The organism is Sneathiella aquimaris (assembly GCF_026409565.1).
Classification (GTDB): domain Bacteria; phylum Pseudomonadota; class Alphaproteobacteria; order Sneathiellales; family Sneathiellaceae; genus Sneathiella; species Sneathiella aquimaris.
The window spans coordinates 3,402,851-3,424,867 of record NZ_CP112881.1; the positions used below are offsets into that span (position 1 = coordinate 3,402,851).

General features: G+C 48.7%; 26 protein-coding genes. 15 read left to right on the top strand and 11 right to left on the bottom strand.

What is annotated here, in order from left to right; translation table 11 throughout:
• Nucleotides 1-97: 97 nt before the first annotated feature.
• Nucleotides 98-709: a TetR/AcrR family transcriptional regulator gene (locus OIR97_RS15965; RefSeq protein WP_169543219.1), complete on the top strand. Its 612-nt coding sequence runs from the start codon at nucleotides 98-100 to the stop codon at nucleotides 707-709.
• On the opposite strand, the gene OIR97_RS15970 is transcribed toward OIR97_RS15965, so the two are convergent.
• Together OIR97_RS15970 and OIR97_RS15975 are read right to left on the bottom strand one after the other, a co-directional pair.
• Nucleotides 706-1,455: an SDR family oxidoreductase gene (locus OIR97_RS15970; protein WP_169543220.1), complete on the bottom strand. Its 750-nt coding sequence runs from the start codon at nucleotides 1,453-1,455 to the stop codon at nucleotides 706-708. The two genes, OIR97_RS15965 and OIR97_RS15970, sit on opposite strands and share 4 nt — an antisense overlap.
• Nucleotides 1,456-1,472: 17 nt before the next feature.
• Nucleotides 1,473-2,840, bottom strand: coding sequence for an MFS transporter (locus OIR97_RS15975; protein ID WP_169543221.1), 1,368 nt, complete (start codon nucleotides 2,838-2,840; stop codon nucleotides 1,473-1,475).
• A gap of 244 nt (nucleotides 2,841-3,084) precedes the next feature.
• Between OIR97_RS15975 and OIR97_RS15980 the strand changes: the two genes are divergently transcribed.
• Nucleotides 3,085-3,618 carry a hypothetical protein gene (locus OIR97_RS15980; protein ID WP_169543222.1) on the top strand — a complete coding sequence of 178 codons (534 nt, stop codon included), beginning with the start codon at nucleotides 3,085-3,087 and terminating at the stop codon, nucleotides 3,616-3,618.
• 10 nt (nucleotides 3,619-3,628) lie between these two features.
• On the opposite strand, the gene OIR97_RS15985 is transcribed toward OIR97_RS15980, so the two are convergent.
• Nucleotides 3,629-4,357: a hypothetical protein gene (locus OIR97_RS15985; protein ID WP_169543223.1), complete on the bottom strand. Its 729-nt coding sequence runs from the start codon at nucleotides 4,355-4,357 to the stop codon at nucleotides 3,629-3,631.
• Between the two features lie 161 nt (nucleotides 4,358-4,518).
• Here OIR97_RS15985 and OIR97_RS15990 point away from each other — a divergent pair, with 161 nt between their 5' ends.
• From OIR97_RS15990 to OIR97_RS16015, 6 genes are all read left to right on the top strand, one after another.
• Nucleotides 4,519-5,733 carry a multidrug effflux MFS transporter gene (locus tag OIR97_RS15990; RefSeq protein WP_219821563.1) on the top strand — a complete coding sequence of 405 codons (1,215 nt, stop codon included), beginning with the start codon at nucleotides 4,519-4,521 and terminating at the stop codon, nucleotides 5,731-5,733.
• Complete coding sequence (locus OIR97_RS15995) at nucleotides 5,734-6,990, top strand: MFS transporter (protein ID WP_169543225.1); 1,257 nt, start codon at nucleotides 5,734-5,736, stop codon at nucleotides 6,988-6,990.
• 74 nt (nucleotides 6,991-7,064) lie between these two features.
• Nucleotides 7,065-8,252, top strand: coding sequence for a pyridoxal-phosphate-dependent aminotransferase family protein (locus tag OIR97_RS16000; protein ID WP_169543226.1), 1,188 nt, complete (start codon nucleotides 7,065-7,067; stop codon nucleotides 8,250-8,252).
• Nucleotides 8,253-8,263: 11 nt separating this feature from the next.
• Nucleotides 8,264-8,749 carry a methyltransferase family protein gene (locus tag OIR97_RS16005; protein WP_169543227.1) on the top strand — a complete coding sequence of 162 codons (486 nt, stop codon included), beginning with the start codon at nucleotides 8,264-8,266 and terminating at the stop codon, nucleotides 8,747-8,749.
• Between the two features lie 50 nt (nucleotides 8,750-8,799).
• The gene (locus OIR97_RS16010; RefSeq protein ID WP_169543228.1) at nucleotides 8,800-9,147 is read left to right on the top strand and encodes a DUF4389 domain-containing protein; all 348 of its coding nucleotides are present in this window, start codon (nucleotides 8,800-8,802) and stop codon (nucleotides 9,145-9,147) included.
• 15 nt (nucleotides 9,148-9,162) lie between these two features.
• On the top strand, nucleotides 9,163-9,657 hold the full coding sequence (locus tag OIR97_RS16015; protein WP_169543229.1) for a DinB family protein: 495 nt from the start codon (nucleotides 9,163-9,165) through the stop codon (nucleotides 9,655-9,657).
• Nucleotides 9,658-9,667: 10 nt separating this feature from the next.
• Here OIR97_RS16015 and OIR97_RS16020 read toward each other — a convergent pair whose 3' ends face one another.
• From OIR97_RS16020 to OIR97_RS16030, 3 genes are all read right to left on the bottom strand, one after another.
• A complete protein-coding gene (locus OIR97_RS16020; protein ID WP_169543230.1) occupies nucleotides 9,668-10,297 on the bottom strand; it encodes a glutathione S-transferase family protein in 630 nt (209 codons plus the stop codon).
• 86 nt (nucleotides 10,298-10,383) lie between these two features.
• Nucleotides 10,384-10,995, bottom strand: coding sequence for a hypothetical protein (locus OIR97_RS16025; protein ID WP_169543231.1), 612 nt, complete (start codon nucleotides 10,993-10,995; stop codon nucleotides 10,384-10,386).
• An 88-nt stretch (nucleotides 10,996-11,083) separates the two neighbouring features.
• Nucleotides 11,084-11,935, bottom strand: coding sequence for an MBL fold metallo-hydrolase (locus OIR97_RS16030; protein ID WP_169543232.1), 852 nt, complete (start codon nucleotides 11,933-11,935; stop codon nucleotides 11,084-11,086).
• Nucleotides 11,936-12,092: 157 nt separating this feature from the next.
• Between OIR97_RS16030 and OIR97_RS16035 the strand changes: the two genes are divergently transcribed.
• The 6 genes from OIR97_RS16035 to OIR97_RS16060 all read left to right on the top strand — a co-directional run bounded on the left by OIR97_RS16035 (nucleotide 12,093) and on the right by OIR97_RS16060 (nucleotide 16,015).
• Nucleotides 12,093-12,779, top strand: a complete 687-nt coding sequence (locus tag OIR97_RS16035; RefSeq protein ID WP_169543233.1) for a fumarylacetoacetate hydrolase family protein — start codon at nucleotides 12,093-12,095, stop codon at nucleotides 12,777-12,779.
• Nucleotides 12,780-12,860: 81 nt separating this feature from the next.
• Entirely contained in the window at nucleotides 12,861-13,217 is a 357-nt protein-coding gene (locus tag OIR97_RS16040; RefSeq protein ID WP_169543234.1) for a hypothetical protein, read from the top strand.
• A 156-nt stretch (nucleotides 13,218-13,373) separates the two neighbouring features.
• Nucleotides 13,374-14,165: a hypothetical protein gene (locus OIR97_RS16045; protein ID WP_169543235.1), complete on the top strand. Its 792-nt coding sequence runs from the start codon at nucleotides 13,374-13,376 to the stop codon at nucleotides 14,163-14,165.
• A gap of 144 nt (nucleotides 14,166-14,309) precedes the next feature.
• Nucleotides 14,310-14,933, top strand: a complete 624-nt coding sequence (locus OIR97_RS16050; RefSeq protein ID WP_219821564.1) for a glutathione S-transferase — start codon at nucleotides 14,310-14,312, stop codon at nucleotides 14,931-14,933.
• Complete coding sequence (locus tag OIR97_RS16055) at nucleotides 14,933-15,430, top strand: DUF1643 domain-containing protein (protein WP_219821565.1); 498 nt, start codon at nucleotides 14,933-14,935, stop codon at nucleotides 15,428-15,430. Before OIR97_RS16050 ends, OIR97_RS16055 begins: the two co-directional genes overlap by 1 nt.
• A 3-nt stretch (nucleotides 15,431-15,433) precedes the next feature.
• Entirely contained in the window at nucleotides 15,434-16,015 is a 582-nt protein-coding gene (locus tag OIR97_RS16060; protein ID WP_169543238.1) for a thymidine kinase, read from the top strand.
• Here the strand turns inward: OIR97_RS16060 and OIR97_RS16065 are convergent.
• The 5 genes from OIR97_RS16065 to OIR97_RS16085 all read right to left on the bottom strand — a co-directional run bounded on the left by OIR97_RS16065 (nucleotide 16,012) and on the right by OIR97_RS16085 (nucleotide 21,107).
• Nucleotides 16,012-16,395 carry a DUF423 domain-containing protein gene (locus tag OIR97_RS16065; protein WP_169543239.1) on the bottom strand — a complete coding sequence of 128 codons (384 nt, stop codon included), beginning with the start codon at nucleotides 16,393-16,395 and terminating at the stop codon, nucleotides 16,012-16,014. The two genes, OIR97_RS16060 and OIR97_RS16065, sit on opposite strands and share 4 nt — an antisense overlap.
• Nucleotides 16,396-16,454: 59 nt before the next feature.
• Nucleotides 16,455-17,582, bottom strand: a complete 1,128-nt coding sequence (locus OIR97_RS16070) for an acyl-CoA dehydrogenase family protein (RefSeq protein WP_169543240.1) — start codon at nucleotides 17,580-17,582, stop codon at nucleotides 16,455-16,457.
• A 12-nt stretch (nucleotides 17,583-17,594) separates the two neighbouring features.
• Complete coding sequence (locus OIR97_RS16075) at nucleotides 17,595-18,791, bottom strand: acyl-CoA dehydrogenase family protein (protein ID WP_169543241.1); 1,197 nt, start codon at nucleotides 18,789-18,791, stop codon at nucleotides 17,595-17,597.
• 151 nt (nucleotides 18,792-18,942) lie between these two features.
• On the bottom strand, nucleotides 18,943-20,529 hold the full coding sequence (locus OIR97_RS16080; RefSeq protein ID WP_169543242.1) for a rhodanese-like domain-containing protein: 1,587 nt from the start codon (nucleotides 20,527-20,529) through the stop codon (nucleotides 18,943-18,945).
• Complete coding sequence (locus OIR97_RS16085) at nucleotides 20,529-21,107, bottom strand: cysteine dioxygenase family protein (RefSeq protein WP_169543243.1); 579 nt, start codon at nucleotides 21,105-21,107, stop codon at nucleotides 20,529-20,531. Before OIR97_RS16085 ends, OIR97_RS16080 begins: the two co-directional genes overlap by 1 nt.
• A 210-nt stretch (nucleotides 21,108-21,317) precedes the next feature.
• On the opposite strand from OIR97_RS16085, the gene OIR97_RS16090 reads away from it, so the two are divergent.
• Nucleotides 21,318-21,935 (top strand): hypothetical protein, encoded by a 618-nt coding sequence (locus OIR97_RS16090; RefSeq protein ID WP_169543244.1) that lies wholly within the window; start codon nucleotides 21,318-21,320, stop codon nucleotides 21,933-21,935.
• The last annotated feature ends 82 nt before the right edge of the window (nucleotides 21,936-22,017 follow it).

Sequence of the window (22,017 nt, forward strand, 5' to 3'; positions counted from 1 at the left end):
TTATCGCATGTTTGGTTTTTGATCGCCGTTGGTCAAGCTTAACCTGAATTTTTTTCACATTGTGCGTAGTATTGTTTGTCATATGAAAAACGCAAAAATGAGCAACCGGAAAGTGCCGCTACAGTCCCGGTCAAAGGAACGGGTCGAGAAAATTATTAGCTGTGCCGAAACATTACTCAAAACAACAGAGCTCTCAAAGGTAACAACCAGCAGAATAGCCGAAGAAGCCGCAGTTCCTGTTGGTTCGATTTATCAATATTTCAAAGACCGTGATGAGATCTTGCTCGCGCTTGGGGAACAAATTCTTGAAAGAGAAAACAACCTCCTGACCGCCACCTTTGAAGAGCTGGCACCGAAAGCCCACTGGCGCCGCATTGTCGCCGCCTTAATGGAAAACCTTACTGATCTTGTAGCCGGTGACGAAATCCGATATCGGCTGGATATCGCCTTGTCTGGGCATGATGAATGGCAATTGGCAAATTTGGCGTCAGAAAACCAGATGGTTCATCTGTTTGCCGGATATCCGCGTTTTTCGGAGATCGGATATTCCCGAAAACAGGCGGAAGCCGTCGCCAGAACCATCATTGTCTGTGTCAAAGCGATGGTTTTACGGCGCCCGCCAAATTATCCTCTTGGTTATTCAACGGATTTGGCTATAGAAGCAGAAAAAGTTGCGATCGCCTACCTTGCTTCCATCTTTGGAGACTAGCCTCGGCCAATGAACGGCATCTTTGTCGCCATTACTGTCATAAACTGGACATTTGCATCCAGTGACAGACTGTCCATATAGACGATCGCAGACGCGACATTTTCCACATCCATCACAGGCTCTGGTTTGATTTCAAGATTGGCTTGAGGCACCCCTTTTTGCATGACCTCTGTCATCGGTGTTGCTGCGTTTCCAATATCAATCTGCCCGCAGGCGATATCGTACGGCCGACCATCCAGAGACAGACATTTCGTCAGTCCGGAAATCGCATGCTTGGTCGCTGTATAGGGGGCACTGAAAGGCCGGGGAGTTTGTGCAGAGATCGATCCATTATTGATAATTCGCCCGCCTCTTGGTGACTGCCGACGCATCAAAGAAAACGCGGCCCTGGCACAATAAAAGGCACCGTTCAAGTTGGTGTTGACGGCAGCATGCCAATCATCCAGTGAAAGCGCATCCACCGTAACCGGCGGGGCCCCGATACCGGCATTGTTAAACAACAGGTCCAGCCGCCCGAAACGGGTTTCCGTTTCCCTAAAAAGAGCATCCACACTTTCCGGATCAGTGACATCTGTTGCAACAGCAAGCGCTCGCTCTTTGGATGATCCGGCCAGTTCTCTTGTTTCCTGCAGTTTTTCACTGGAACGCCCGGCCAGAACAACCTTATACCCCTTTTCAAGCAGGGCCAAAGAAACCGCCCGGCCAATGCCTGCGCTCGCGCCCGTTACGATTGCTGTTTTTGTCATGTCGAATAATCCTTTTCCTATACGCCGTCCCGGTCTGTCACAATTGACGCTGCGCGTTTTTCCGCCTGCCCTGCAACCAACCTCCTTTTTCGGGGAGCCGTCATCCAGACAGAGAAGATTGAAACAAGGCAGATAGCAAAGGCAAGCCAGAATGCCGCCCGATAATTACCGTTCAGATCGTATAAATATCCGGTTACATAAGGACCGATCCCTCCGCCCATCAATGCGATTAAACTAACAACACCTAAAATTTCGCCATATCGCCGCCCTTGAAACAGGTCAGCAGGCATCGAGCCGAAAATCGCCGCCAACGCATACCCCAGCCCGCCCTGTACAATGACCATGGCATACAACAGGGCCGAATGGCTGTTATCCTCCATCACCAACAACAACAGGTAACATAGTGCAAAGCCGGAGCTTGCCAGCGTCCAGACCCATTCACGCCCGATACGGTCTGACAAGTGACCAAAATAAATTTGCCCCAGAATACCGGCGAACCCGACAAAACCCAGTGCAAAAGACGCCTCCAATGGTGAAATGCCCGTTTCAATTAGATATTTTGTTTGATGGATCTGCACGGCATACCACGCATAAAGCCCGCTACTACAGGTCAGGCACAGCCACCAAAATGACCCGGTTTTCATGGCCTTTTTTAACGTCCAGTCAGTTTGGGTCCATTCCAAATCGACGATCGCATCGGCGATCACACGGACGGTCTGTCCCGTTAAAACATCCTGTTCTTCTCCGTCTGGTTTCAAACCAAGCTCATCCGGGCTTTTGCGTTGCAGGATCAGGTTCAACGGCACCACAACGACAACCAAAAGAACAGCCATCAAAAGGCAGGCAGACCGCCATCCACTCTCTGAAATCGTGCTTTGCAGAATTGGCATCAGAAAGACGGATCCAATCCCGACGCCAGAAAAAGCGAGCCCGATTGCAAGGCCCCGTTTCTGCTCAAACCAGTTGGGTAAAAACATCGAATGCCCAACATACGTCATAACGACGCCCGTCCCGATCATCATGACACCCAGCGTCAGATAGATATGCCATGGTTCCGTCGCATAAATCGATAAGACAAGACCTGCGCTAACCATCAATGCCGATGCTGACAATAGATAGCGCGGCGCTGAAAAATCCATAATCCGTCCAATGATCGGAGAAAAGGCACCCGCGCTGATAAAGCCAACAGTAAAGGCCGCAGCGGTCGTCGCCCGGTCCCAGCCAAATTCTTGCAGAATGGACGGATAAAGAAGAGAAAAAGAGGTCCGAACATTAACCCCAATGCCCATCGTAATGAAAACAATGGCAACCACAATCCAGCCATAAAAGATAGGAATTTTCTTTAAGTGAGCATCCAGACCGGTGATATTATTATTGTTTGACATTTTGTCTCTTTTTTAAGTTTGGACGCTCTGTCGGCGTTCATTTTCTTTCAGGGTAGCGCAAACATTACGACATTAGAAACAAGAATTGACCATAGATAGATAAACAGTATACTCCCGGCAGGTTTCGCTAGGGACGCCTGCCCGCCAAAGATGGATTCACCCTAAATAAGAATGTATTTGTAACCAAATCTTTTCTTTCATGTTGGCTTTGCGGGATGCCACAGAAAACCTGAAGGAAATTGAAATGGCACGAACTGATACGGCCCCTGTTTCAGAACTAAAAATCAAATCACAATTATTGAAAAAATCCTTCCGGCGCGAGCCGACAGGGTTCCATAACTGGATGCAATCCCTGCCCACTCCGGAACTCTGGTCCAATACGCCTCCTAAATTACAGGAGGTGCAGGACTTTATCGCAAAAAAAGCAGGGTTTCATAATTGGCGTCACGCAGTCAATTATCTGAGCGGAGGATGGCATCCCGGAGAAGACGCCGGGACCTTTTGGTATAGCAACCGCTGCACCCCTCTCTTAAACATCTGGTGCCGCAACGAAGAAGAGGCAAAAGCGGAACACCGGAAAATGCCTCACCTCTTGATCCTGCCCTATAAAAAGCAGTTTATTCTGGCGAACGATGATTATTTGACCGCGATCGGAATACAGTCAGTCTGGCAGCAGAAAAAAAAGGCGATTGCAGCCGAAAAATCCATCCGGTATATGGACCCGGATTGGCAGGATCTTAGCTTGGCGCGAATTCGGACCCTGTTCGAAAACCTTTAAATATACAAGGCTATTGGCTCTTTTCTATAGCACTGGAGATTCTCACTTTTGGCCCGGGTAAAATGAGCCCGGGGCAATTGTGAATATAGGAGGTTGACTTCTTTTTTTGCCCTTCAAACGTTTTTCTGGTTTCTTCAAAAGCAAGACAATGTGACCGCCCGGGATACCGCTCGTTTGCCCGTTTAAAAAGGGTCACCCACCAGCGTTTTGATTTTCTCACAACACGGGCATTTTCTCCGCTTGGCAGATTGAACGGCGCCCCAAATCCAGCCACATTGCAGAAAACGAACTTTTCCGCCCGTTCGAACAGGGTGTCCACGACCCAGGGAAGATCTTCTTCAGGAATAAGATCGATCACATTTGTCGCTATGACACCATCAAACCGAATTTTCCGCGACAAAAACTGACGGTTTATCGCCGGATCATAACACGTAATCTCCCGAACATTCCAGAAATCATGCAACGATGTCGCCAGGACGGTACCGTCTCGCGTCAGTTCTTCAGAATATTGCTGCCCCTTACCACTTCCATAATCCAGAATTGTCCTGGATTTGGTGGCACGAATGATCCCCCGAATAGAATAGACAAACCGTTTCACATCGAAACCATTGAACGTGTTTTCCGGCGCAATCTTGACGAGATCATCACCGACGCGGCGATGATATCCCTGCTCATGCATCAAACGATAATGGCCAAGCAACTGTCGGTATCTGGGACTGGGATTTGAAGATGAATACATACCGGAATAAGACTACGGGGAGCGCGGCTTGTCAATTGATCCGAACGGGGGACAAAATAATATTGGAATGGCATCCTAAATAGCGTTAGAAAGGTCACTGACCCACGCGGCAATTGTTCTTGCCTGACTGAATGCATGCTTTCCCAGATGCGGAGTTTCAATTGACATCTCAAACCGGCAAACCGGCAATCGGCTACGTCGAACAGGTTATCCTGCTGGCCCTTCTCTCTTCGTTGATAGCCCTGTCAATCGATGCCATGCTTCCGGCTCTTTCACATATCGAGAAAGATCTTTCGATCAAAGATCCAAACGACCGCCAGTATATTGTCAGCACGCTTTTTGCCGGCATGGCAGTTGGCATGCTTCTGTATGGGCCGATTTCCGATAGTATTGGGCGTAAAAAACCGATCTATATAGGCTTTTCCATCTTTCTGATTGGCTGCCTTCTGTCGATTTATGCAACAGACTTTCCAACAATGCTTGCCGGACGCTTTTTACAAGGGTTGGGTGCCGCCGGACCGCGCGTTGTCTCGATGGCACTGATCCGTGATCAGTATAAAGGCCGCGAAATGGCGAGCTTTATGTCATTGGTAATGACCGTCTTTATTCTAGTGCCTGTTCTGGCACCGGGATTAGGCCAGATTGTTTTGTATTTTGCCAGCTGGAAAGCAATATTTGGCGCCATGTTTGCTCTTGGCACCACGGCGTTCATCTGGTTTGCCTTTCGCCAACGCGAAACCCTTGAAAAAGCGAGACGCCACAAATTTTCTGTCAAGCGTCTCCTACTGGCTTCAAAAGAGGTGGTAACCACCCCTTTATCCTTCGGATATACGATCCTGGCCGGGTTTGTTTTCAGTGGTTTTCTTAGCTATCTGTCTATGTCACAGCAAATCTTTCAGGACCAGTACGGGGTCGGAGACCTGTTCCCGGTTTATTTTGGTGTTCTCGCCCTCGCCATAGGAGGAGCATCCATGGTGAATTCGTCACTGGTCATTCGGCTGGGAATGCAAAACCTTATCAAGAAGGCTCTTTGGGGTTTAACAACGATCTCGGCGATATTTGTCGCCATCAGCTTTATGCTGAACGGTCAACCTCCTTTGTGGAGTTTGATGATTTTTCTTCTGATGACCTTCTTCTGTTTTGGTATTTTATTTGGCAACATTAACGCCGTTGCAATGGAACCTCTTGGTCATATCGCCGGGGTAGGATCCGCAATCGTTACCGCCTTTTCCACGTTTCAAGCATCCATAATCGGTTCATTGATTGCACAGACCTATAACGGAACCATTCTGCCACTGGTAATAAGTTTTGCTGGATTTGGCGCTATTTCATTGGTCGTGATGTATTTCACTAACTCTATCAGCAAAGAAAGTTAGATGCTGAATACCGCAAAATCTGTCGCTTCGCTATTGCTCAGCTATGGCCTCTTGTTGCTGGCAAATGGCATGTTCGGAACTCTGTTGGGTTTGCGCAGTAAACTGGAAGGCTTTTCCACGGAAATTACCGGCCTGATCATGGCGGCCTATTTCATCGGGATGCTTCTGGGAGCCATGAACGCAGCACGGGTTGTTGCAAGTGCCGGACATATTCGGTCCTTCGCGGCCTTTGCCTCGATCATGTCCGTCGCCGTCCTTGCCCATCTTCTTATCCTCAACCCCATTTCCTGGATTATCCTGCGGGCGATCTGCGGTTTTTGTATGGCTGGCATGGTAATGATCGTGGAAAGCTGGTTGAACGAACGATCGACAAATGAAAATAGGGGACGCGTTTTATCCCTTTACATGATGACCAGTTATCTGGGCGGCGGATTGGGTCAGCTTATACTGCCTCTGGCGGATCCCGCTTCGTTTGAATTATTCTCCGTAGCCTCGATTATCTTTTCGATCGCCCTGGTGCCAATTCTGCTAACGCGATCCGCAGCTCCCAAACCCACAAAACCGGAACGTATGAGCCTAAAGGCCCTGTACAGCATTTCCCCGGTTGGTGTTATTGGAACCTTTACAGCCGGCCTTTCAAACAGTTCAATCAACAGTATGGGTCCGGTTTTTGCGAAATCGATCGATATGACGATTGCAGAAATCTCGTTTTTCATGGCCTCCATCCTGCTTGGCGGAATGCTCCTGCAATTTCCTGTCGGCCGTCTTTCAGATCTCTTCGATCGACGCACGGTCATGATTGTTGTCTCAATCCTGACAACAGTAGCAAGCCTTGCTATTGTTTGGGCAAGTGGTGAACAGAATATCACATTCCTCTACTTGACGGCTTTAATTTATGGGGGCGTTGCCTACACAATTTATCCCATGTCATCGGCACAAGCAAACGATCTGGTCGATAAAGAACGGCTTGTTCAGGTATCGGGCAGCCTTCTGTTCGCCTATGGCCTGGGGGCCAGCAGCGGTCCGATTATCACTTCTCAGTTTATGGCCTATTTCGGTCCAGAAACCCTGTTTCTCTGCATTGCAGGCGGCACTTCTTTCCTGACATTATTTGTCATGTTGCGTATCGTTCAACGTCCTGCCGGGACAAAGAAATCCCGGTTTCTACCGCTCGCTGGACTTGGCGCATCTAGTAAACAGCTTTACACAAGCGTGCAAAAAACATTTGTTAAAAAACGACCAAAAAAGAGTGAATAGCTTCACAAAAGTTGCCAATCAGGAAATGTTCAGTAAACTTACTTTTTAAATCATTCAAAATAAGGAAAACCCTTATGAGCGTGCGTACTGGTCGCGAATTCCTAAGCATCCCTGGACCAACAAATATTCCAGATTCCGTGCTCAGTGCAATGCACCAACCCGCCATTGATATTTACGAAAAAGACTTCCCTCCGCTTACAGACAGCCTTCTTACTGACTTGAAGCGACTGTTCAAAACAGCTGGAAAGACCTTTATTTATATCGCCAATGGTCATGGCGCATGGGAAGCAGCCCTAAGCAATGTTCTTAGTCGAGGCGACAAAGTGCTCGTTCTTGAAAGCGGGCAATTTGCGAACGGATGGGGCGCGACGGGGGGAACGCTTGGGCTGGATGTTGAGATCCTGCCCGGCTCCTGGAGGGAGGCGGTAAAACCAGACGCCGTTGCAGAACGCCTCAAGCAGGATACCCGCCATGAAATAAAGGCGATACTAATGGTGCAGGTTGATACGGCATCCAGTGTGGTCAATGATGTAGAAGCCGTTGGCAAAGCCATTCGTTCAACCGGGCATCCTGCCCTGTTTATGGTGGATACAATTGCCTCTCTTGGAACCATGGAATTCTCGATGGATGACTGGGGGGTCGATGTCGCGGTCGCAGCGGCCCAAAAAGGCCTGATGTCACCACCAGGGCTCAGTTTCAACGCCGCAAGTCCAAGGGCGATGGAACTTCACCAGAAAGCCAATCTCAGGACCGCTTACTGGGACTGGACGGCTCGGATGGGCAAAGTTCACTATCAGAAATATGCAGGCACACCGCCGGAACACCTTTTATTTGCCCTTCGCCAATCGATGAATCTGCTTTTTGAAGAAACACTGGAAGCCGCCATTCACCGACATTCCCTTCTCGCAGGAGCAACGGCCGCGGCTGTTTCCAAATGGTCTGAGCCCGGTGTTCTACAGTTTAATATTACCAATGCAGAAGAGCGCGCTTCCGCTGTCACAACGGTTTTATTCGAAAAAGGGTATTCGCCTGATCCCCTGCGCGAATATTGCGATAAAAAATGCGGTGTGGTTGTTGGTATCACCATCGGTGCGCTTGAGGGTCAGGGTATTCGTATTGCCCATATGGGATATGCCAATGCCCCGATGGTATTGGGCACCTTATCGGTTATAGAAATGGGACTGAAGGCCCTGAATATCCCTCACGGCGCAGGGGGTACGCAGGCCGCGATTGAATATCTTGCCTCAAATGTCCTCCCTTAGGGAACACTGGTTTGAACCAAATTAATGAAAACAAAGAGCAGAAAGATAATGCGGGTGTAAAAATTCCACCCCCCCTTTGTTTTTTGTTTTTTTTGGTCTTTGGCATCCTTTTCAACTCATACTGGATCAACGGAACCTTGGGGCCAGCACGACAGATCTTTATTGGATTTGGAATTGTAATAGTGGCTCTTGTTTTTGTGTTCATAATTGCACGTTCCCACCAAAAATCCGGCTCTAATGTAGAACCTTGGAAACCAACGACCGTTGTTTTAAAAAAAGGCTTTTACAGATTTTCCAGAAACCCGATTTATGTATTTATGACAGTTGGTTACGTCGGGTTTTCCATCGCTGCCGGATCATGGCTGGCCTTAGCTTTACTGCCCGGTGCCCTGCTGATAATTCGGTACCATGTGATTGCTCGTGAAGAAAGATATCTTGAAGAAAAGTTCGGGGATGAATATCTGTCGTACAAGGCTACTGTCAGGCGCTGGTTATAACCGGCGAGACTCACCCTGCTGAGCTCATCCTTATACCCGGGGAGGTAAAGATGGACGACAAGACTGAAAACAACCTGAAATCCAAAAAAACCTGGAAGAGGTTGATCTATATCATTCTCTATGCAATCTGTTTTAACGTTGCCGAAATTGTGCTCGCGGCCATTGCCGTTGTTCAATTTTTCAGCACTCTGTTCACAGGCGCGCCTCTCAACCAGCTACAACGATTTGGAACAGCGTTGGGTCAGTATATCCATGAGCTTGTTGATTTTCTCACTCAGGCGTCTGATGATAAACCCTTTCCGATTGGAAACTGGCCTGAAGAAAAAGTGGTACCCTCCACAAACGAGGACTCTGATGACGACAGTACGATCGTTGTCACGCCCGCCCCTCCCAAATAAGGCACGGAGCCGATTATGATTGGACATTACCGGGATTTATCCGGATATAATACATGGGCGAACCAACGCCTGTTTAATGCAATTCAGGCCCTGTCGGACGCCCAGCAAAACATGGATGTTGGTGGTTTCTTTGGGTCCCTCAATGGCACCTTAAATCATATTCTTGTGGGCGATCTTTTGTGGCTCGAACGCCTGGAAGGAAAGGGAGAAAAACCAGCCTCTCTGGATGCTGTCCTGCATGGACGGCTGGATGATCTGTGGCGCCATAGACGAAACGTCGATCATAGGCTAGAGCATTATTGTTCAGTCCTGACAGATGATAAACTGAACAGCTTTCTAGATTACAAGACGTCTGCAGGCATTCCCTGTCACGACAATGTTGCAAAGATATTGACCCATATCTTTAACCATCAGACCCATCACCGGGGGCAATGCCATCACATGCTTGGGCAGCTTGATATCGCACCGCCCCCTTTGGATATAATTTACTATTTCAGGGAAAATCCCTGAAGAGCGGTGGTCAGGCCTTGGCGCTTGGCCGGGCTGAGACGGATGCATACCACCGGAGCAGATCCTGATATTCTTCCGGCACTTCCTTACCCGCCATTTTTGCAAAATCAATAGCGATCATTGCGCTAATATCCGCAACAGTGAAAGTTGATCCTGCAATAAAATCGCGCCCCTTCAAGTGGGCATTCAAATCTTCAAAATAAAAGTCGATCCGTTTTTTGCCCCGCTCTGCCAATTCGGCTATTTGAGCGACATTTCGGGAACCGGTTATCGCCCGGTTTTCAAATCTTGGCACAGAATTCCGGACCACTTCAGCAACGGCACTAAAGCCGTCCAGATCAGTTATATGGAGCCAATTATTAACAACCGCCCGCTCTTCCGGAGACTGACCAAATAAAGGTTTTTCAGGAAATTTTTCTTCAAGATACCGGAGGATCGCATCCCCCTCCGTCAAAACCACGCCGTTATCCATCTCTAAAGCCGGAATTGTACAGCGAGGATTAATAGCTTGATATTCTGGTTTCAGATGCTCTCCCTCGCGCGTATCAATTGTCACGGTGTCAATCTCAACGCCTTTTTCAGCAAGAAAAATGCGAATGCGCCGCGGGCTCGGTGGGCCCACTAAATCGTAGAGTTTCATTATAGCCTCTCAAACAGGTTTTGCGCGCCTTGCCCTCGTATAACATACTAATAACAGGCCTGCGATACGAATAATATCGCTAACGGTTATTTGAAATCAGGCGGGTTCCAGCCAGCTTTCCATTGGCTCAAAGGGATAATATCCGCCCGTTGGCCGCTGTCCCTAAACCACGAGTCGACCGCATAGGTCATGTCTGTTTTCCTCTCGCGGATTGTCGATGAAAAATGCGGCCAGTCAAAGGCGCCGCCCCGACCCGCGGTTCCCTCCAGGTCATGAAAATCAAGCAGGCCTTCTGCCGATATCATCATAAGAAAAACAGTAGTGTTCAGGCTCTCATCAATACAGTCCAACTGTTGGCTATTGCGCATACCGGTTCTCGCGCGATCTGCAGAAGTGCCGGCCCGTTTTGCAACAACTCTTTCAAAATTGCCGACGCTGACCGCAAGCGCCTCTCTTTCCTTTGCAGCTGTCCCCGCCCCGCCCTTAAGGGGTGAAATAATGCCCTGCCATTCACGGCCGGATAAGGAAATGGATGTTTTGTTCAGGCAATCATGATCACTGCAATAAATAAATGCATCCGGAGCTGGAGGCGTAAGACCATATTGAGCAATGAAGGATCCGGGGTTTATTACCGGTTGGTTTCCTGCGCATCCCGACAGGGCCAACAGAAAAACCCCATATAGTCCAAACCAGCGCATAAAAGTTCCTTTAGACCTAAAGACCGGACGTAAAATACACGATGACGCCCCTGGATAGCAACCAAAGGAAACAAGCCAGCGCTACATTTTACACATCAAATCGGAAACGATCTTCACCATCCGCTTTAATATGTCCGGCGGTTGGCGTTGCAAAATGGGTTCCAATGACCAGCACATCCCTTTCAGACAACGCCTTCAACATTGCCAAGCGTGTTGAGCGCGCTTCCTCCGGATCGACATCAGCTGCACTCGACCAATCTGTTCTGGCCATTTGACAGGGATGATGAATGGAATCGCCTGTAATCCACGCTTCTTGGCCTTTCGACGTGATCTGCACACTTACATGCCCGGGGGTGTGCCCCGGCGTTGGTACCAGCGCAACGCCTTCGCAGACCTGTTCGTCCATATCCACGAACCGCGCCAATCCCGCTGCAATGATCGGCTCAACAGAATCTTCGATCACCGAGCCATAATGATCCTGATCTTCCTGCTGCCAATGTTCCCATTCACGACGCCCGAATAAATATTCAGCGTTCGGGAAAGTAGGAACCCACTGATCACCTTGAAGCATGGTGTTCCACCCCACATGATCAACATGCAAATGGGTACATAAAACCATGTCGATACTGTCGCGCGGATATCCAGCCAGTTCCAAATCTTCCAGAAACCGCGTCTGCAATTTGTTCCAGCTAGGCACGACCCTTTCTTTATCATTTCCAATACAGGTATCGACAATTATGCGGGTCGTTCCTGTATCAACAACCAACGCATGGATACTCATCGTCAGCTTGCCGTCTTCCGTCATGAAATGGGGGGCCAGCCAAGTGATCGGAAGGACATTTTCAGGTGTTGCATCCGGGAGAATAAAACGGGTTCCGCCAGAGGTTTCAATTTCCACAATCCGGGAGATCTTGATATCTCCAATTTGCCAAACATTCATATTGCACCTTTGTTTTTTCTTCTTATTGTGCCCGCAGACCAGAAAGGACCCACTATCTTAGGGATCTTTTCCACAAGAATGCAACTAAGCTGTTTGAAAGATCAATGGTCTGGGATTACTCTACCGGAAACTTCCTCCATCTTCTGGAATATCAATAATGCCCTATTTGTTTGAACCGGCCGCTGTCCCTGCTCTTCCCATCCTTGGTCAGGATACTCTTTTTCCTGTTCACAGAATTTATTGTGTGGGACGTAATTATGCGGAACACACGAAAGAAATGGGCGGGGACCCGACGCGGGAAGCTCCCTTTTTCTTTTCGAAACCGGCCGATGCGATTGTGCAAAACCGGTCAACAATTGACTATCCGGCCGCCACAGAAAATCTGCATTTCGAAATGGAACTTGTGCTGGCCATCGGAAAAAAGGGCCGGAATATCTCGGTGGACGCGGCGCCCGGTTTTATTCTCGGGTATGCCTGCGGTATAGATCTGACCCGCCGTGATCTTCAGGCAGCCGCCAAGCAAAAGGGGCGCCCATGGGATTGTGCCAAAGGGTTTGACCAATCCGCGCCCTGTAGCGCCATCCGCCTGAAATCGGAAACCAGCAATCTGGCATCTTCCAGAATATGGCTGGACGTCAATCAAAGCCGAAAGCAGGAAGCCCTTATCTCTGACATGATCTGGTCCCCCGCAGAAGTAACGGCTCATCTTTCCTGTTTCTACGAACTGGTGCCAGGCGACCTGATTTTTACGGGAACCCCTGCGGGTGTAGGAGCTATCAAATCTGGGGATCATATTGTTGGCGGCATCGAAGGGCTGGAAACCGTAGAGCTGAACATTCGATAACAGAAAATTCACGCGCCTGATTGACCAATTGAAACGCCGACATATCTAATAAGAATAGGCTGTTATAGTGAAAATCAGACCATGAACCGATATATCCGCCCTCTTTTTTTTGGTTATTTAGCCATTGCCAACCTTAATCTGGCAATGGCCGCATCCCTGCAATCAGAAATCGCTGCCTACACAGCAGAAGATTGCGCTCCAGTCGTGCAACAACACATGACCGAGGTCGGGATTGATCCCAAACATGTTGAAAAAATCGACTATCTTACGATCCATAAGAATCCAGGCGATAACGCAGGAGAGGATTATGAGTTCCAAAGCTGGATCAACTTTTCCAGTTGTCAGGGGAACTATGTGATCATGCTCGATCGAAGCTGCTTTATCCAGCAAAGCTACTTCTACGGCCGATGCACGCCAAAGCAGACAATGAAGCAATAAAAACGTTATAAAGGTTAATGAATAAGGTTAACGAAAAATAAATTCAATAAATCTTCATCCCAGTGTTTTCAACAAGATTAATCTGATTTACACTGCCCGCGACTTGCACCCAAAAAGGGTTAAGTCAGGGTTTTTGGGGGACACGTTACGCGACATATGAATTTCGTCAGCAAAAAATTGAAAAATCAATATTCTAACGTATCGGAACTGTCCGACCGCGAACGGAAGTTGCTTGCCGAAAATAAAAAGCTGAAGCGTAAAAACAAGCGATTAAGTACGGCTATGTTGTATTTGGTTGATCAGATTGAAACGCGCCTCCCCCTGTTTACTGCACAAAAACCACCAAAGGTGCTGCCAAAAAAAGAGCCAGATCCTATCCCTAGCCCCGCGAAGACCCGGCTTAAAAGAAATGTTTCTTCCATAACGTGGACACCTGAAAAACTGGACGACAGCCAGCGGCCTCAACGGCGGAGAACGCCACTAAGCATGCAACAGATCTTTGCATCAAAAAATAGTGAAAAATCGCTAACGCCTCCTGAACGCGCTGACGATCGGAAAACCGCTGAAAGCCCTCTAGCCAAAAAGACCCCTCTGGCAGAAAAACAGGCATCACTTGCTGCCAAGCTGAAACCAGAAGTGCCGGCAGAAACCATTCAAACGCCAGACCTTGCGCCCGAAGAAATGAGTTTGTTAGCCTCTCCAACCAAAGAACGGCCAAAGGATCTCACCAAAATACAACCCACTGAAGTATTTGTGAAATTGGAACAGAAAACAGTTAGTGCCCTTGAAGCCTCGCAATCCTACAGGGCCGTTTCAATTGCTTCTGCGCCTGTGCCGGATGTAAAAACGGCAGAAGATGAAGAGGACGAAGCTGAAAAGAAACTTCTCCGTCAGAACAATATGATGCGCGAGGCAATGTTAAGACGGGTCAATCGCCTTCGTTGGTAACCTGACAGGTCTTTACAGGCTCAGGGATTTGAATTAGGTGATACTTATCCCAAGTAACGAACTGATCAAATGGCTTCTTTGAAAAACAGCGAAAATACCTCAGAAATTCCTGTTTTATACAGTTTCCGGCGGTGTCCGTACGCCATGCGTGCGCGCATGGCAATTTTCTTTTCAGGCCAGACGGTCGAACTCCGGGATATCCTGCTGAAAAACAAACCACAGGAAATGCTGGATGCCAGTCCAAAAGCAACCGTCCCGGTTCTGATTCTGCAGGATGGAACGGTCCTTGAAGAAAGCAGAGACATTCTTTACTGGGCGCTTGAAACGTCTGATCCAAAAAATATTCATCCAGATGCCCCTGAACAGCAAGCAGAACTGGCGCAGTTGATTGACGAAACTGACGGGCCGTTCAAGTCTGCACTGGACAAGTACAAATACCATGTCCGTTTCCCTGAAAACAGCCGCGAGGCCTATCGAGAAGAAGGGGAGCGTTTCCTGCAAAAACTTGAAAATCGACTTTGTTCGCATTCTTTTTTGATGTCGGATCAGCCGTCATCTGCGGATATTGCAGTTTTCCCGTTCGTCCGGCAGTTTGCGAATAGTGACCGCAGCTGGTTTGATAATGCCCCGTACCCTGCCGTTCAGAAATGGCTGGAATACTGGGTCACATCGGCCCCGTTTAAAACCATTATGGCGAAACGCGCTGAATGGGTTCCAGGGGAACCCGGCCCGGTTTTTCCAGATTTTACTCAAAGGACATGCCTGTAATGGACGCCCGGTTTTTTAAAGAGAGTGGCGCGGATTTTAGCGACTGTGATACCTATCGTTATCGGCTCTGGCGGCGATGGGATGATGGACCAGCTGTTTCCTTTTTAATGCTGAACCCGTCAACCGCGGATGCATCGCGAAATGATCCAACGGTTGAGCGATGTCACCGCCGTGCCATATCCATGGGCTTTGGTGCGTTGGAAGTGATTAATATATTTGGCTTTCGCGCCACGGATCCTAAAGATCTGAAACGGGCGTCAGATCCTGTCGGCCCGGCAAATGATGACGTCCTCATTGAGAGCATTTCACGGGCGGACATGACCATCTGTGCGTGGGGCAGCCATGGGGATCATCAGGATCGGCATCTGGCGGTTCGTAAGATGCTCAGAGACAATGCCTTAAATGTACATGTCCTCGCGTTGACATCAAAGGGACAACCAAAACACCCCTTATACATACCGTATTCCGAAACACCGAAACCCTGGAACGACATCTAGATCATGGCGAAACTATATTTCTATTATTCAACAATGAACGCCGGAAAATCCACGACGTTGCTGCAATCCAGCTTCAACTATGAAGAGCGCGGAATGCAAACGCTGCTGCTGACCGCAGCATTTGACGACCGGTACGGCCAAGGAAAAATCACATCTCGTATTGGACTTGAAGCAGAAGCCAGCCTTTTTTCTGACGACACTGACTTGCTGGAACTGGTCACGAACACCCTCAAAGACAGGCAAATAGACTGTGTTATGGTGGACGAAAGCCAGTTTCTGTCCCGTGATCAGGTATTTCAACTCTCAGAGGTCGCTGACCAGCTCAAGATCCCGGTCCTCTGCTATGGACTTCGAACTGATTTTCAGGGCAATCTTTTTGAAGGCAGCCGCCATTTACTGGCCTGGGCCGACGAATTAAAGGAACTTAAAACCATCTGTTTTTGTGGCAGCAAGGCGACGATGGTGATCCGCGTCGACGAAAATGGCGACCCTATTCGGGAAGGGGCCCAAAAAGAAGTGGGCGGCAATGATCGTTACGTTGCCTTATGCCGCAAGCATTTCAAACAATATACCTACGGCGATTAATCTTTCCTGACGTTCAGAAAGCCGCCGATTGCAAGGAAAAGCCATCCCGCAATCATGAGGATACCGCCGGTTGGTGTTATATAAAAGCCAATGGCTTCCCCGGTGAAGGAACGCACATACAAGGAACCGGAGAAGAAAAGAACTCCAAGTGTCAGAAGGCTTGCGGACAGGTGAAAGTATCTGTGCCCTTTTGACACTTTTCCGGTCAGCAAACCGATTACCAATATTGGCGATATTGTCACCATATGAAACAGTAATGCCGTGTTGTGAAACCGCCCGACAACAACCTCTTCTGCGGGAAGATGGGCACCAAGCGCGCCCAGAATAATGGCAGCGGCGCCTAATATTGCGCCAACAGAAATCCAAGGGAAAGTCATCATTTCCTCACAAAAAAGCTGGAGAAAATCTCCAGCTTTATAATATGGGTGCCTTTAATCGTCTAAGACAAGTCTGAATAACGGCTCAGATGATAATCTGTGTTCCCGAAAAGCATTTCCAGTGTCGATAAACGCTTGAAGTAATGCCCGATAGAATATTCATCAGTCATCCCCATGCCACCATGAAGCTGCACAGATTGCTGACCAATAAACTTGGCCGCCTTACCGATTTGAGCTTTTGTCGCAGAAACAGCCTTCTTCGTATCCAGATCATATCCCAGATCCAGCTTCATCGCGACCATGTCTGACATGGACTTGGATTGCTCAGCTTCCATATACATATCCACCATGCGATGTTGAAGAACCTGAAACTTTCCAATTGGTGTTCCAAACTGCTTGCGTGTCTTCAAATACTCATTTGTAATCTCATTAGCTGCCGCCATGGCGCCAACAGCTTCGGCACATAAGGCACCGATTGCGCGATCTACAATCTTTTCAATTACCGGAAAGGCCTTGCCTTCTTCGCCCAAAAGCGCTTCGGCTTTCACGCCATCAAAGTGAACATCTGCCGCTCGAAGGCCATCTACGGTGCGATATCCCTGTATGTCCAGCCCTGCAGCTGCTTTATCTACAACAAACAGAGAAATACCGTCAGCGTCTCGTGAATCTCCGCTGGTTCGCGCCGAAACGATCAACTTATCGGCCGTCGCACCATGATAAACAACGGCTTTATGACCGTTCAGAACATATTCATTTCCGGATTTCGTCGCGGTTGTTTCAACATCATTGAGATTAAAACGGGATTGTTTTTCAGCATAGGCGAAGGCCAGCATCAACTCACCCTCGATTACCGATGGAATGATTGCCTCAATCTGTTCATTGCTTCCAGCTTCAACGACTAAGCCACCGCCCAAAATTACGGTTGAGAAGAAGGGCTCCAAAACCAGTCCGCTGCCCATGCTTTCCATCATGATCATGGTTTCAACGGCATTGCCACCAAATCCACCAACATCCTCAGAGAAAGGCATTCCCAACCAGCCGAGTTCCGCCATTGTCTTCCAGTGTTCGAGGCTGTACCCCAAATCCGTTTCTGCCAACTTCATTCTGGCTTCAGGAGAATAGTTATCCTGCACAAACCGATCGACGCTGTCTTTCAACAGGGATTGTTCGTCTGAAAGTTCAAAATCCATTTTTATTATTCCTTATAATCCCAGAACCATTTTAGAGATGATATTTCGTTGAATTTCGTTACTGCCACCGTAAATGGAAGCGGCTTTGAGGTAAAGATGTTCTGCCATCGGTCCGGTCGCATAATCCGGACCAATGGGCGCTTCATTAATACCAGCGTAATCGCGCTGCGCTTCGTAAGGCGCGCCATACATGCCCAAAGACTCGACCAGCAAGTCGGTCAGACGTTGCTGAATTTCAGTGCCTTTGATTTTCAGTAAGGACGGTTCTGCTGAGAGCTTTTTGCCACTTTCCAGCATGGAGATCATTCGAAGTTCCGTATATTCCAATGCCATCAGATCTATTTCGATCTGATTGAGCTTACGCATAAAGTCCCGGTCTTCTTCCAGATAACCGCCATTCACACGCTCATTTTTTGCAATTTGGCGTAACCGCGCAATTTTCCGTTTTGATTGGGCGACCCGGGCGATTGTTGTCCGTTCGTTGCCCAGCAGGAATTTAGCATAGGTCCAGCCCTTGTTTTCTTCTCCGATCCGGTTTTTCACAGGCACACGAACATCATCAAAAAAGACTTCGTTCAATGTATGCTCTTTATCCAGACCGATAATTGGCTTGAGCGTTATACCCGGCGTTTTCATGTCGATTAATAAAAAGGAAATACCTTCCTGTGCTTTTGCCGAGCTGTCGGTACGCACGAGACAGAAAATCATGTCTGCATATTGCGCGTGCGATGTCCATATTTTCTGGCCGTTGACAATATAGTCATCCCCGTCCCGAACAGCTTTCGTTTGCAACGAGGCCAGATCAGAACCCGATCCCGGCTCCGAATATCCCTGACACCACCAGTCATCAGAGTTCAAAATACGTGGGAGATAAAAATCTTTTTGCTCTTGATTACCAAAAGTGTAAATCACCGGACCGACCATACTGACACCAAATGGCATTGGCGCCGGGGCAGAAGCCGCCCCCATTTCCTGTGCGAATATATATTTCTGGGTCGTCGTCCAACCGGTGCCCCCATATTCAACCGGCCAATTTGGTGCCATCCAGCCCTTTTTATGCAGGATTTTCTGCCAACGTTGCTGCCCTTCTTTGGTAAAATGAAGTCCGCGATCACATCGATCTTTAACGTCCTCAGGTAGCTGGGTTGCAAAAAATTCTCTGACTTCCGCCTGAAAGGCTAAATCTTCATCACTGAACGACAAATCCATTGGGGTTCCTCCATTATAAAACAGGGCATCTCACGTGCCCATTTCAGCCTATGCTAGGCCGAGACGAAACTGAATGCAAGCCCACCTTAACTGCGGGAAACAAGAAAATTAAAAATACGATTTTCCGAACGAAATCAAACGACGCCTGCCCTTATTCCAGAACCGAAAATCTTGTATTTCCGTCCCGTTCGACCTGCGGGACCAACGCGACTTCCCAATCCAGATATTCCTGCATTCTTTGGCGAATCTTTTCCCGGTTGTCATAGGGCTTATACCACAGATCATCCTGTTTACTCAGCAGCCGCGTATCCCCTTCTTCCGTTGGCAGCCCCGCTTGCCGCCACCCTTCATTACCGCCCGTCAACACATGAACAATGGCAAGCGGCCTTGCCGCCTTCACATCTCTAACAGCCAAATGTGCCAACCGTTCATCGTCAGCGGTAATCACAATATATCCAACGAGAGGCAGGAAATTCAGATCCTCTGCAATCCGGGACCGAATAATCCAATAAGACCCCGGTATATGGGATTTTCGATAGGCAAGAGAATTCGCAAGGTCAAGAACCGCGGCGGCCTCACCAGATGCGTTGACAGCATCTAATTCCAACGGTGTTATATCCCCGCGCTGTGCCGTCTGGTCATCCCTGCCTGAGGCCAGTTCAAACCCCCTTAAATCGGTTAGAACAAAAACGTTCGACCATCCGATTTGTTTAAGCCAGGAAGCACTCATCCAGGCGCGTACTTCCCTGTCATCCACCAAGACCAAATGAGCGTTTTTAACGGCCACATATTCATCGGTCGCCTGAACAAGCTGACCGCCCGGCGAAAAGTGACTGCCAGGAATATGCCCCGCCGCAAAGTCCTCAATCGTCCGCACATCCAGCACAAACAGACTGATTTCCTCTGCTTGCCTTTGCAACGCTAAAAGGCCATCTTTTTCCAACAATTCAACGCCTGCCTTCACCCCGACGGTACGGGCGGCCCGCACGCTGCGGTCCAGATTTTCACGGGATGGTTCAGGGGCAATGGTGTTTGCATGATTGGCAAGGTTGTGGCCTGCCAGGTACCACCCCATTGTACCGTCTTTAAGCGCCATAACCGGATTTTTAATCCCGGCGTTAATCAAAGACTGCGCCCCAATAATACTGCGTGTCCTGCCCGCGCAATTAACAACAATAGTCGTCTTTTCGTCCGTTACCGTTTCAAAAACCCGGTGAACCAGTTCGGCGCCGGGCATATCAATCGCACCCGGAATGCTCATCCGGTGATATTCATCAAACGGACGACTATCAAACACGACGATATTTTCGTCCGCCTCCAATCGCTGTTTCAACTCATCGGCTGTAATATGCGGCGTTCCGCAGTGATGTTCGACAAATTCACCAAAGGCTTTGCTGGGAACATTCACACCCGAAAAAATTTCAAACCCTGCGCCATGCCAACCAAGAATGCCACCGTCCAGAATTGACAAACTGGTGAATCCCATTTCTGCCAACGTCTGGGCTGCCCGGACGGAAAGCCCGTCCCCATCCCCCTGATCAATCAAACAGATGTCTACAGATTTGCGAGGCAGCTTTCGTTCAGCCTCCAATTCAAGCCGGCTAAGCGGCATTGAGGTTGCCCATAAAGGGTGCCCCTGTGCATAAACGCCTTGTTCCCGGACATCCAAAAAAGCAACTTCCGCATCGGAGGCAAGCTTTTGCTGCATCTGGGCGGGGGAGATTGTCTCAAATGACACTATCGCGCCTCTCTTATGTCAGTATGTGCGGGAAAGACACGCCATTCAGCCGCGGGCTCACTCCAATAATTACGGTTCGGCAATTGCTCCAGCGCCAAACCGTACATATGAAAATTGAGAACAGGGTCACCGTCGGCAATATGAATGCTGTGCACATCCTCTGCATGAAACGTAACACCTGTTCCGGCTTCGACGATCTGGCGGTCTTTCAATTCAACACCATCTTCTCTTTTAAGGTAAAACCGGTTTTCCTCCTGACCAGTTATACCGACGATAACGGCCCAGGTCGTATGATCATGCGGTGGCGCGTTCACCTCTCCATTTGCAACATTCGCATATAGGGCAAAGCGATGATCCGGGTCTTCTGACAAACGATACAAACAGCTTCGTCTTTTACTGTCTGGTTCCGGTGGCGGAAAGGCCTCCAGATTGAAAAGGTCTGTTTCCGAGGCCAGTTCAATCAGTTCGTTTCGTATGAAATCCAGCTTTGCCTGATCCGGTATTGTGGTTCCGATCTTGTCTCTGATCGCGTCAACGCTGCGTTTTATTCTCGTTCTTCGTTGCTCTGTAGTTGCCACAGTCACCTCCCTTTTTTCTTCATTGTATCAAGCGTCTCGCCGAAGGAAAAGCGAGAACACTGGATCCGCAACATCACCCTGAAACCCTACGCTGAACATTAAAGCGATTTTGCAAATTAGATATTTTTAATGTATAGTGACGCCAATAAGAAAATAAGTGGATTGTCGCGTTTTTGATTGAGGGGAACAACCTGCAAAGGAGGATCCTTTATGGAAAATGCGCAAAAACACCCATCTCCCGCCGTCAGAGAAGCCGTTGGTGTTTTCGACGATATCGGCGCCATACATGATTGTGTCGACGAACTGCAAAGTCAGGGGTTTGATCGCTCTGACATTACAATGCTGGCGCGGGATCAGGTTGTCGGCAGCAAATCTTTGCTTCCCATTGAAGACACCCTTCAAACTGAAGACAGCCCCAGCGCATTGCGCGGTCCGGTTATCGAGCCTGAATCCGTTGGTGATGCCAAAGGCGCGCTGTTGGGAGCTCCCATTTATATCCTGACATTGGCCTGTGCAGGGGTTTCGGCCGCGTTTGGTTTGTCAACCGTTATGCTTCTTATCGTTTCGGCAATTGGCGGGTTGATAGGAGCTGGTATTGGCTTAATTCTTATGAACATTGTCGATAAACGGCAAACCGGATATTACGACCGGCAGCTGGAACACGGTGGCATCCCATTGTGGATTCACACCCGCGATCCGGATCACGAGCAGAGAGCGATTGACATTCTCATGCATAATCGGGCGCGGGATGTTCATATCCATGACCTTGATGGCTTACCCTATGAAGTACAGGATGGCAGGACAACCGTTTATAAGATAATCCATTAAAATCCACACCACCATTGTGGTCGGTTTTCACACACTCACGGCGTAAAATCAGACTTTACACGGCCGCAAAGGCACGCTATGG